General features: G+C 67.7%; 9 protein-coding genes. 5 read left to right on the top strand and 4 right to left on the bottom strand.

Annotated features, from left to right (window positions below):
• Nucleotides 1–435: 435 nt before the first annotated feature.
• The gene (fabV, locus tag IAE58_RS18930) at nucleotides 436–1,695 is read left to right on the top strand and encodes an enoyl-ACP reductase FabV (RefSeq protein WP_108761795.1); all 1,260 of its coding nucleotides are present in this window, start codon (nucleotides 436–438) and stop codon (nucleotides 1,693–1,695) included.
• A 108-nt stretch (nucleotides 1,696–1,803) separates the two neighbouring features.
• Here fabV and IAE58_RS18925 read toward each other — a convergent pair whose 3' ends face one another.
• The 3 genes from IAE58_RS18925 to IAE58_RS18915 all read right to left on the bottom strand — a co-directional run bounded on the left by IAE58_RS18925 (nucleotide 1,804) and on the right by IAE58_RS18915 (nucleotide 5,694).
• Nucleotides 1,804–3,873 (bottom strand): EAL domain-containing protein, encoded by a 2,070-nt coding sequence (locus tag IAE58_RS18925; protein WP_199934614.1) that lies wholly within the window; start codon nucleotides 3,871–3,873, stop codon nucleotides 1,804–1,806.
• 91 nt (nucleotides 3,874–3,964) lie between these two features.
• Nucleotides 3,965–5,149, bottom strand: coding sequence for an NAD(P)/FAD-dependent oxidoreductase (locus tag IAE58_RS18920; protein WP_199934615.1), 1,185 nt, complete (start codon nucleotides 5,147–5,149; stop codon nucleotides 3,965–3,967).
• Nucleotides 5,146–5,694: a YaeQ family protein gene (locus IAE58_RS18915; protein WP_199934616.1), complete on the bottom strand. Its 549-nt coding sequence runs from the start codon at nucleotides 5,692–5,694 to the stop codon at nucleotides 5,146–5,148. Before IAE58_RS18915 ends, IAE58_RS18920 begins: the two co-directional genes overlap by 4 nt.
• A 121-nt stretch (nucleotides 5,695–5,815) precedes the next feature.
• Between IAE58_RS18915 and IAE58_RS18910 the strand changes: the two genes are divergently transcribed.
• Complete coding sequence (locus IAE58_RS18910) at nucleotides 5,816–6,703, top strand: pseudouridine synthase (RefSeq protein WP_199934617.1); 888 nt, start codon at nucleotides 5,816–5,818, stop codon at nucleotides 6,701–6,703.
• Nucleotides 6,704–6,731: 28 nt separating this feature from the next.
• Here the strand turns inward: IAE58_RS18910 and IAE58_RS18905 are convergent, their stop codons facing one another.
• On the bottom strand, nucleotides 6,732–7,220 hold the full coding sequence (locus tag IAE58_RS18905; RefSeq protein WP_199934618.1) for a YaiI/YqxD family protein: 489 nt from the start codon (nucleotides 7,218–7,220) through the stop codon (nucleotides 6,732–6,734).
• A 302-nt stretch (nucleotides 7,221–7,522) separates the two neighbouring features.
• Between IAE58_RS18905 and IAE58_RS18900 the strand changes: the two genes are divergently transcribed.
• From IAE58_RS18900 to IAE58_RS18890, 3 genes are all read left to right on the top strand, one after another.
• Complete coding sequence (locus IAE58_RS18900; protein WP_004153307.1) at nucleotides 7,523–7,732, top strand: cold-shock protein; 210 nt, start codon at nucleotides 7,523–7,525, stop codon at nucleotides 7,730–7,732.
• 155 nt (nucleotides 7,733–7,887) lie between these two features.
• A complete protein-coding gene (locus IAE58_RS18895; RefSeq protein ID WP_199934619.1) occupies nucleotides 7,888–8,577 on the top strand; it encodes a glutathione S-transferase in 690 nt (229 codons plus the stop codon).
• 31 nt (nucleotides 8,578–8,608) lie between these two features.
• Complete coding sequence (locus IAE58_RS18890) at nucleotides 8,609–10,174, top strand: YdiU family protein (RefSeq protein ID WP_199934620.1); 1,566 nt, start codon at nucleotides 8,609–8,611, stop codon at nucleotides 10,172–10,174.
• Nucleotides 10,175–10,305 lie beyond the last annotated feature (131 nt).

Raw genomic sequence — 10,305 nt, 5'->3', positions numbered from 1 at the left:
TTCGGGGCGCCCCGCCGGGCCCCCCCCCCCCCCCCCCCCCCCCCCCCCCCCCCCCACCTCTGACAGGTTCACGCGGCTGTTGGTAGGTGTCGACCTTGGTCGACACATCCATCAGACATCGAAATCCATCTGGGGTCAGAGCCCGTTGCGGAGCAACGGGATCTGACCCCTGTGTCGACCAAGGTCGACACCTACCAAGCCAGAACGCCGTTCCGACGTACTTGCGGCGTCCCCCGCAACCGGACCCGCCCCGCCATCCCTCAGCACACCCGCTTTTGACGTTGACGTTGATCCACGGCCGGTGCAGGGCTGCAAGCCCTGCAAAAGAGAAACCCCACCCTACGCCTGCGTCGGTTGTGCAATCGTCCCCCGCGCACTACGATCCTGCGGTTCGCGTGCGCCCGCGTGCGCCGCATCTGCCAACCCGAGGTATCCATGGTCATCAAACCGCGCGTCCGCGGCTTCATCTGCGTCACCACCCATCCGACCGGCTGCGAGGCCGCGGTCAAGCAGCAGATCGACTACATCCGCGCCCGCCCGCCCATCCAGAACGGCCCCAAGCGCGTGCTGGTCATCGGCGCATCGACCGGCTATGGCCTGGCGGCACGCATCACCGCCGCCTTCGGCAGCGGCGCGGCCACCCTGGGTATCTTCTTCGAACGCCCGGGCAGCGAAACCAAGCCGGGCACAGCCGGCTGGTACAACTCGGCCGCCTTCCACAAGTACGCCGACGAAGCCGGCCTGTACGCCAAGAGCATCAACGGCGATGCCTTCTCCGATGAAGTGAAGGCCAAGACCATCGAGATGATCAAGGCCGACCTGGGCCAGGTCGACCAGGTGGTCTACAGCCTGGCTGCGCCGCGCCGCAAGCACCCCAAGACCGGTGAGATCATCAGCTCCACGCTGAAGCCGATCGGCGAACAGATCACCCTGCGTGGCCTGGACACCGACAAGGAAGTGATCACCGAGACCACCCTGCAGCCGGCCACCCCGGAAGAGATCGCCGGCACCGTGGCGGTGATGGGCGGCGAAGACTGGCAGATGTGGATCGACGCGCTGGCCGATGCCGGCGTGCTGGCCGATGGCTGCACCACCACCGCCTTCACCTACGTGGGCGAGGAGATCACCCAGGCCATCTACTGGAACGGCTCGATTGGTGCCGCCAAGAAGGACCTGGACAACAAGGTGCTGGGCCTGCGCGAATCGCTGGCAAAAATTGGTGGCGACGCGCGCGTGTCGGTGCTCAAGGCCGTGGTGACCCAGGCCAGCTCGGCCATTCCGACCATGCCGCTGTACCTGTCGCTGCTGTTCAAGGTGATGAAGGCGCAGGGTACGCACGAAGGCTGCATCGAGCAGCTCGATGTGCTGTACGACATCCTGTACGGCGGCAAGGCTGACGGCGTGGCCGTCGACCGCCTGCGCCACGATCTGGTCGATGGCCAGGGGCGCAAGGTTGCGCTGGTGGACGAGGAAGGCCGCCTGCGTGCCGACTACAAGGAAATGGCGCCGGAAGTGCAGGGCAAGGTGCTGGAACTGTGGCCGCAGGTGACCAACGAGAACCTGTACGAGATCAGTGATCTGGCCGGCTACAAGGCCGATTTCCTGCGCCTGTTCGGGTTTGGCGTGGAAGGCGTGGACTACGAGGCCGACGTCAATCCGGACGTGAAGATCGCCAACCTGGTCGATCTGACCTGAGAACCGAGGCAACGCCGGGCATGGCCCGGCGGATGCCTTGAATGCCGCTGCGCTCGCCGGGCATGGCCCGGCGCTACCGGTGCCGATCTGCGGCCCGGCGCATGCCGCTCAGCCGAACTCGAAGTTCATCACCGGCAGGGCAGGGCCGACGAAATCACCCTGCACGTAATCCACGCCCGCACTGAACAGCAGGGTCATGGAATTGGCGTCGCTGACGAACTCGGCGACGGTGCGGATGCCGGCTTCCTGCGCACGCGCGGTGATCTGGCTGATCAGGTCGATGTTCTCGCGGGTCGACACCAGGTCGCTGGTGAAGCTGCGGTCCAGCTTCAGCACCTGCGGCTGGAAGTGCGCCAGCAGCTGGAACGAATCCAGCCCCGAACCGAACTGCTCCAGGCCGATGCGGCAGCCCAGCGGGGCAACTTCGGCCAGGAACTGCTGTGCGGCGCGCAAATGGGTGAACACCTTGGCCTCGGGCGCGTGCAGCCACAGCCGTTCGCCTGGCACGCCGTGGGCCTGCAGTTCGCGGCGCAGGGTGGCGATCATCTTCGGGTCATCGAAGGATTCGGGCGTCACCTTCACCAGCATCTGCGTGGCATGGCCCTCGCGCGCGCGCGCGCCGAGCACGCTGATCGCGCGCGACACCACCCAGCGGTTGATGTCGGCCAGCAGGCCATGTTCTTCGGCAATGCCGAGGAAGGCCGTGGGGCTGAGCAGCTCGCCGTTGTGTTCCAGCCGCAGGTAGGCCTCGTACAGTTCCAGCGATTCGCCCTGCAGGTTCAGCACCGGCTGGTAGTGCAGCTGGAACCCTTCACCGGCCAGGGCTTCGCGGATGCGCGCCACCCAGCGCTGCACGCGTTCTTCCTCGACACGGTCGGCAGCGGCCGGGTCGAAGATGCGGCAGGTATTGCCCAGCGCGGCGGCGGCCTGGGTGCATTCGCTGGCGCGGGCCAGCACCTGGCCGATGCTGGCGATCTTTTCGCCCACCTGCACGCCGCCCACGCTGACCGTGACCGTGGCCGAGCGCGCACCAATGCTGAACACATGCGCGGCATAGGCGGCGCGGATGCGTTCGGCCAGCGCTTCGGTCTGCGCATACGGGCCCGACTGCAGCACGGCAAAGCTGTGTTCGCCGACGCGCGCCAGCTGCGCCTGGTCACCCACCACCTCGGCCAGCAGCCCGGCCAGAGCGCCGATCAGGGTGTCGGCCGAGTCCAGGCCGATATCGGGGATCAGGCGGGCGTAGTGGTCTGGCTCGACCAGCAGCAGGCCGAACTGGCCTTCGCTGCGGCCGGCCTGGGCCACCGCATCTTCCACCTGCAGCATGAACGTGGGGCGGTTGAGCAGGCCGGTGACCTGGTCGCGCTGGCGCAGGTCTTCTACTTCGCGCGCCAGTTCGGTGTCCAGTTCCAGGCGGCGGCGGAACACCACCTGCAGGCAGGCCTCGCCTTCATAGGTGGCGGCGGTGAATTCCATGGTGGCCGGGAATGCGCTGCCGTCCTGGTGGCGGGCATCCAGCTGGTACTGCGGGGGCGGTGCTTCGCCGCGGCTGAGTGATTTCAGCAGCTGCTTGAAGCCATCCACGTGCTGTGCGGCCACCATGTCCAGCAGCGAGATGCCTTCGATATCGTCGAATTCGTCGTAGCCGAACATGCCCAGGTAGGCGTCGTTGGCGCGGATGTGCATGCCTTCATGCACGTAGGCGATGGGGTCGCGGGACGAGGCGATGAGCGCGTCGCAGCGGCGTTCGGTCTCGCGCATCTGTGCTTCGATGCGGCGCAGGCCGCGGCGTGCCTGCAGATCCACCCACTGGTCACGCACCACGGCCAGCAGGTGCTCGTTGCGCTGGCGCAGGGCCAGGGCCCGCACGCCGTTGCTGCTGGCCTGCACCAGTTCGTCTTCGTCGATGCGGTCGGCCAGCAGCACCAGCGGAATGTCCTTGCCGCTGGCGGCAATGTGCTGGGCCACCAGCGGCAGGGGGATGCCCTGCGACGGCGAGGCCAGCACCAGATCGATGGCCTGGCTGGCCAGCACCTGTGACAGTTCGGCCGAATCCTGTGGGCGCCACGGGCGAACGGCAATGCCGCTGTTGCGCAGGGTGCTGACGATGGCTTCTGCGTTTTCGCCGCTGTCGTCCACGATCAGCAGGCGGATGGTGATGTCGTTCGCGTTCTGCATGCACTGCTCCCCAATCTGCGAACCTAGATACACGATGCGCGGCGGCACGTCCATGCGCTGGCCCCGGGCGAGCACCGAACGGCGATGCGGTTCACACCACGCTGCCGGCGGCGTGACCGCTGGCCCACGCCCACTGGAAGTTGTAACCGCCCAGCCAGCCGGTCACATCCAACACCTCGCCGACGAAATGCAGGCCGGGCACGCGCTTGGATTCGAACGTGGAAGACGACACTTCGGCCGTATCCACCCCGCCCAGGGTCACTTCGGCGGTGCGGTAGCCTTCGGTGCCGCTGGCCACCAGCGGGAACGCGCCCAGCACCTGCGCGGCCTGGCGCAGCACCGGTTCGTCGAGCTGGCGCACCGGCCGGTCCGGCAGCCAGTGCTCGCACAGGCGCTGCGCCAGCCGCTTGGGCAGTACCTCGCCCAGCACCGTGCGCAGTTCGGCGGCAGGGCGCTCGCGCTTCATCTGCCGCAGCCAGTCGCCGGCGTCCTGGCCGGGCAGCAGGTCGATCTCCAGGCTGTCGCCGGGCTGCCAGAACGAGGAGATCTGCAGGATGGCCGGCCCGCTGACGCCGCGATGGGTGAGCAGCATGAAGTTCTGGAAGCTCTTGCCATTGCAGTGCGCCTGCACCGGCAGGGCCACCCCGCTCAGCTCGGCCAGGCGTTCCTGGTGCTTGCCGCTGAGGGTGAGCGGCACCAGTCCGGCGCGGGTGGGCAGCACGTTGTGGCCGAACTGGCGGGCCAGTTCGTAGCCGAAGCCGGTGGCGCCCAGGCTGGGAATGGACAGCCCGCCGGTAGCCACCACCAGCGATGCGCAATGGAACAGCCCCTGCGTGGTGTGCACGCGGAAGCCATCGCTGCCGTGTTCGATGCGCTCGATGCTGCACTGGGTGCGGATCTGCGCGCCCGCGGCCTGGCATTCCTCCACCAGCATCTTCACGATCAGCTTCGATGAGACATCGCAGAACAGCTGGCCCAGTTCTTTTTCGTGATAGGCGATGCCGTGCTTCTCCACCATGTCGATGAAGTGCCACGGCGAATAGCGGGCCAGCGCCGATTTGCAGAAATGCGGGTTGGCCGACAGGAAGTTGGCCGGGGTGGTGCCGGTGTTGGTGAAGTTGCAGCGCCCGCCGCCGGACATCAGGATCTTCTTGCCGACCTTGTTGGCGTGGTCCAGCACCTGCACCTGGCGCCCGCGGCGGCCGGCGGTGAGCGCGGTCATCAGCCCGGCGGCACCGGCGCCGATGACCACCACGTCGCAGCGGGTGATGCTCATGCCTTGGCGCGCTTGCGCCAGCTGGGAATCACGTCCAGCTGGATCTGGTCGTTGAGGAACTGCACTTCGCCGTCCTGGATGAGCACGCTGAAACGCATGGCGCGCTGGATCTGCTGGCCCCACTGTTCAACGAAGGCGCCGTCCAGGTCGACCACCGACAGGTTGTCGAAACGGGCCAGACCCTTGCCCTGCTTGTTCCACCAGATATCGGACGCGTTGCCGCCGTAGTTCACCACCTGCACCGAACGGCTGCGGTTGCTGGCCTTGCGGATGCGCGATTCGTCGGGGTGGCCCAGGTCGATCCACTGCAGGATGTCGCCGGTGTAGTCGTGCTGCCACAGGTCCGGCTCGTCGTCGGTGCTCAGGCCGCGGCCGAACTCCAGGCGGTCATCGGCGTTCAGGGCGAAAGCCAGCAGGCGCACCATCAGGCGCTCGTCGGTTTCGGACGGGTGCTGGGCCAGGGTCAGGTTGTGGGTCGCGTAGTAGCCGCGATCCATGTCGCTGATCTGCAGTTCGGCCTTGCGGATGGTGGCGGTGAGGGCCATGGGCGTTCCGGGGGCAAAGACCGCCCATGATAGAGGTTTGCCGGCGGGGTGTCCGTGGCAGGGGTGTCTGCGCGATGTCAACGGTGGCACTCTGGCCGGGTCTTCCCTGCGTGTGTGTTCGATGAGTCTGCCCAGCCGCCTGCAGCTGCCCCCCGGTGACTGGCCGACCCTGCTGGACGGCCTGTGCGCGCGTTTCCCGCGCATTGACCGCGGCCAGTGGCTGGACCGCTTCGCGCGTGGGCGGGTGCAGGATGCGCAGGGCAGGGCGCTTGCGGCCGACCAGCCGTGGCAGGTCGGGCGGGAGATCGTCTATTTCCGCGAAGTCAGCGCGGAGCCGGTCATTCCGTTCAGCGACACGGTGCTGTACCAGGACGCGCACCTGCTGGTGGCCGACAAGCCGCACTATCTGCCGGTCACCCCGGCCGGGGGCTATGTGCGCGAGACCCTGCTGGCACGGCTGGTGGCACGCACCGGCAATCCCGATCTGGTGCCCCTGCATCGGCTGGACCGGCTGACCGCCGGGCTGGTGCTGTTCTCGCAGCGGCCCGATTCGCGCGACGCCTACCAGCGCCTGTTCCGTGAGCGGCGCATCGAAAAGATCTACGAGGCACTGGCGCCGGCCCTGCCAGGCCTGCCGTTCCCGCAGCAGCGGTTGAGCCGGATCGTGCCGGGTGAGCCCTTCTTCCGCATGGCCGAAGTGGCGGGCGAGGCGAATGCGCGCACGCAGGTGGAGGTGATCGCCGACGATGGTGCGGTGTGGCACTACCGGCTGCGCCCGCAGACCGGGCGCAAGCACCAGCTGCGCGTGCACATGGCCGCGCTGGGGGCGCCGATCCTGGGCGATGACCTGTATCCACAGCTGCAGCCGTCGGCCGATCCGCTGCAAGCGCCGCCGCTGCAACTGCTGGCGCGAGCACTGGCCTTCCAGGATCCACTCAGCGGGGAGCCGCGTGTGTTCCGCAGCGAGCGCTCGCTGCGCTGGCCGGCCGACCCGGTGCCGGGCGCCTGATCAGCGCGGCCGGGTCACCGTGGCTTGATCACCGTGGCTTGATCCGGGCCAGCCAGCGATCCAGTTCTGCGGCGAACAGCTGGCGGTCGCGCGCGCCCAGCGGCGGTGGGCCACCGGTCTGCACGCCCGCACCGCGCAGTTCCTCCATGAAATTGCGCATGGACAGGCGCTCGGCCATGTTGTTGGCGGTGTACAGCTGGCCGCGCGGGTTCAGCGCCACGGCCCTCTTATCCAGTACCAGCGCCGCCAGCGGGATGTCCTGGGTGACCACCAGGTCACCGGCGGCCACCCGTTCGACGATGGCGCTGTCGGCCACGTCCAGGCCCTGCGGCACCTGCAGCGAGCGGATCCAGCGCGAGGGCGGGGTGCGCAGCCACTGGTTGGCAACCAGGGTCAGCTCCAGGCCGACCCGTTCGGCGGCCCGGAAAAGGATGTCGCGAATGACCGTCGGACAGGCATCGGCATCGACCCAGATGCGCGGGCGGGCGTGTTCAGCGGGGGTTTCAGCTTCAGTCATCAGCCCAGTGTAGGGTAGGAAAAACCTGAATAGGGACTCGGGTTTAGCCCTGATCTGGGCCCAGCCCTTGTCACGCCTAGGGGGCGGGGCTCTGCCGCTGAATGCCGGGGCTATCGCTTTTTGCTGAAAACACGCGTATCGTTCGACCCACTGTGTTTGCTAGGGTCACCGTGAATCGTGGCCTGGTGCAGTTGATCTCACGATCCGCTCATCGATCCGCTTTACCAACGCCTGCAACTCAGTCTCGGCCCCGATTCCCGGTGGCTGCGATTTTTTCAACATGTGTTTCAGGAGTTAGTCAAATGTCTGATCGTCAGACCGGCACCGTCAAGTGGTTCAACGACGCCAAGGGCTTCGGCTTCATCACCCCGGAAAGCGGCCCGGACCTGTTCGTGCACTTCCGTGCCATCCAGGGCACCGGCTTCAAGACCCTGCAGGAAGGCCAGAAGGTTACCTTCATCGCCGTCCAGGGCCAGAAGGGTATGCAGGCTGACCAGGTGCAGGCGGTCTAATCCGTCTGCTACCGTTTGGTAGCCAGAACGCCGGAAGCGAAAGCTTCCGGCGTTTTTTTTGCTTTTTGTAGAGTCGAGCCATGCTCGAATGCAGCGTGAAAGCAGTCGAGCATGGCTCGACTCTACAATTCGTCATGTCCCTCAGGAGTTTCCGCATGCGCATCGTCCACCACCTGGAAAACTCGCGTTCGCTGCGCGTGCTGTGGATGCTGGAAGAACTGGGGCTGGACTACGAACTGCGGCGCTACCCGCGCGATCCGAAGACGCTGCTGGCGCCGCCGGAGCTTCGGCAGATCCATCCGCTGGGCAAGGCGCCGGTGCTGCAGGACGGTGACCAGGTGCTGGCCGAATCCGGCGCGATCCTGGACTACCTGGTCGACCGCTACGACACCCAGCGCGTGCTGTCGCCGTCGCCGGTGCCGGCCGACAGTGCCGAGCGCATCGCCTATCGCTACTGGCTGCATTACGCCGAAGGGTCGGCCATGCCGCCGCTGCTGCTGACCCTGGTGGTCGGGCGCATCCGCAGTGCGCCGATGCCGTTCTTTGCCCGGCCAATTGCACGCCGCATCGCCGACAAGGCCGAGCGCAGCTTCATCGGCCCGCAGCGCCGCCTGCACCTGGACTGGATGGAGCGGCGCCTGGCCGAAAGCCCGTGGTTTGCCGGTGAACGCTTCAGTGCGGCCGACATCCAGATGAGTTTCCCGATCCAGGCCGCGGCCGCCCGTGGCGGCGGCCTGGACGACAAGCCGGCGTTGCGGGGCTTCCTGGCGCGCATCAGCCAGCGCCCGGCCTACCAGCGCGCCGAGGCCCACGGCGGGGCACTGCAGGGCCTGCGCGGCGATTGAGGCCGGGGCCGACCGCCCCCATCCTGCTGGCATGGATACCCACGCCCCCCGTTTCGACAACCGCTTGCTGACTGCGCTGCCGGGCGACCCCGAAACCGGCCCACGCCGCCGTGAGGTGCGCGAGGCGGTCTGGTCGTCGGTGCTGCCGACCCCGGTCGCGGCGCCGACCGTGCTGGCCTGGTCGCCGCAGGTTGCCGCGTTGCTTGGCTTCGACGCCGCCGACGTGCAGGGCGCCGACTTCGCCCAGGTGTTCGGCGGCAACGCGCTGTACGACGGCATGCAGCCGTGGGCGGCCAACTACGGTGGCCACCAGTTCGGCCATTGGGCCGGGCAGCTGGGGGACGGGCGCGCGATATCGCTGGGTGAGCTGGTGGCCGCCGACGGGCGCCATTGGGAGCTGCAGTTGAAGGGCGCGGGGCCCACGCCCTATTCGCGCGGCGCCGATGGCCGCGCCGTGCTGCGCTCGTCCATCCGCGAATTCCTGTGCAGCGAAGCCATGCATCACCTGGGCGTGCCGACCACGCGTGCGCTGTCGCTGGTCGGCACCGGCGAGGACGTGGTGCGCGACATGTTCTACGACGGCCACCCGCGCGCCGAGCCCGGCGCGATCGTCTGCCGCGTGGCGCCGTCGTTCATGCGCTTCGGCACGTTCGAACTGCCTGCCTCGCGCGGGGAGACCACGCTGCTGAAACAACTGGCCGACGTCTGCATAGCCCGCGATTTCCCTGAACTGCAGGGGCAGGGGGAGGCGCTGTACGGCGACTGGTTCGCGCAGATTGCCGTGCGCACCGCCGAGCTGATGGCGCACTGGATGCGTGTCGGCTTCGTGCATGGGGTGATGAACACCGACAACCTGTCCGTGCTCGGCCTGACCATCGATTACGGCCCGTACGGCTGGGTGGAGGATTACGACCCGGACTGGACGCCCAACACCACCGACGCGCAAGGCCGCCGCTACCGCTTCGGCACCCAGCCGCAGGTGGCGTACTGGAATCTCAACCGGCTGGCGCAGGCACTGTCGCCGCTGTTCGCCGATGTGCAGCCGCTGCAGGCGGGGTTGGCGGCGTTCCAGTCCACCTTCGTGGCCTGCACCCGGCGCGATGCGGCGGCCAAGCTGGGGCTGGCGGCGGCTGACGATGAGGACCTGCAGCTGTACCTGCGCTGGCAACAGTTGCTGCAGGACGGCGGCATGGACATGACCCTGGCGTGGCGTGCGTTGATGCAGGTGGACGTGCCCGCGCCGGATGTGGCCGCACTGGGCGATGTGTATTACGACCAGGCACGCCGGCAGGCGGTGCAGGCGCCGTTGCAGCAGTGGCTGCAGGCGTACGCGGCGCGGCTGCGCGTGGACCCGCTGTCGGTCGAAGCGCGGCAGGCGAAGATGGCAGCGGCCAATCCGCTGTATGTGCTGCGCAACTGGCTGGCGCAGGAGGCCATCGATCGCGCCGAGCAGGGCGACCTGGGGGGCGTGCATGCGCTGCAGGAGGTGCTGCGCGATCCGTACACGCAGCGGCCAGGGTTGGAACATTACGCAGGCAAGCGGCCGGCCTGGGCCGAGCACCGCGCCGGCTGCTCGATGCTGTCCTGCAGTTCGTAGGGGGGGGCTTTGCAGGGCTTGCAGCCCTGCACCTGCGCAATGCAACAGCAACGGCAAAAGCGTGCATTCCGTCGGATGGCGGGGCGGTGTGGGTGGGCAGGACACGCCGCAAGTACGTCCCTGTAGGCTCG

Source organism: Stenotrophomonas sp. S49 (assembly GCF_016624905.1).
Lineage (GTDB): Bacteria > Pseudomonadota > Gammaproteobacteria > Xanthomonadales > Xanthomonadaceae > Stenotrophomonas.
Note: the sequence above shows the minus strand (reverse complement) of the source record. Positions and strands in the feature narration are given on the sequence as shown.

Bases quoted from the DNA above. Each gene is read 5' to 3' on its own strand.
- fabV (WP_108761795.1), top strand. From the start codon at position 436: ATGGTCATCAAACCGCGCGTCCGCGGCTTCATCTGCGTCACCACCCAT.
- IAE58_RS18925 (WP_199934614.1), bottom strand. From the start codon at position 3,873: ATGCAGAACGCGAACGACATCACCATCCGCCTGCTGATCGTGGACGAC.
- IAE58_RS18920 (WP_199934615.1), bottom strand. From the start codon at position 5,149: ATGAGCATCACCCGCTGCGACGTGGTGGTCATCGGCGCCGGTGCCGCC.
- IAE58_RS18915 (WP_199934616.1), bottom strand. From the start codon at position 5,694: ATGGCCCTCACCGCCACCATCCGCAAGGCCGAACTGCAGATCAGCGAC.
- IAE58_RS18910 (WP_199934617.1), top strand. From the start codon at position 5,816: ATGAGTCTGCCCAGCCGCCTGCAGCTGCCCCCCGGTGACTGGCCGACC.
- IAE58_RS18905 (WP_199934618.1), bottom strand. From the start codon at position 7,220: ATGACTGAAGCTGAAACCCCCGCTGAACACGCCCGCCCGCGCATCTGG.
- IAE58_RS18900 (WP_004153307.1), top strand. From the start codon at position 7,523: ATGTCTGATCGTCAGACCGGCACCGTCAAGTGGTTCAACGACGCCAAG.
- IAE58_RS18895 (WP_199934619.1), top strand. From the start codon at position 7,888: ATGCGCATCGTCCACCACCTGGAAAACTCGCGTTCGCTGCGCGTGCTG.
- IAE58_RS18890 (WP_199934620.1), top strand. From the start codon at position 8,609: ATGGATACCCACGCCCCCCGTTTCGACAACCGCTTGCTGACTGCGCTG.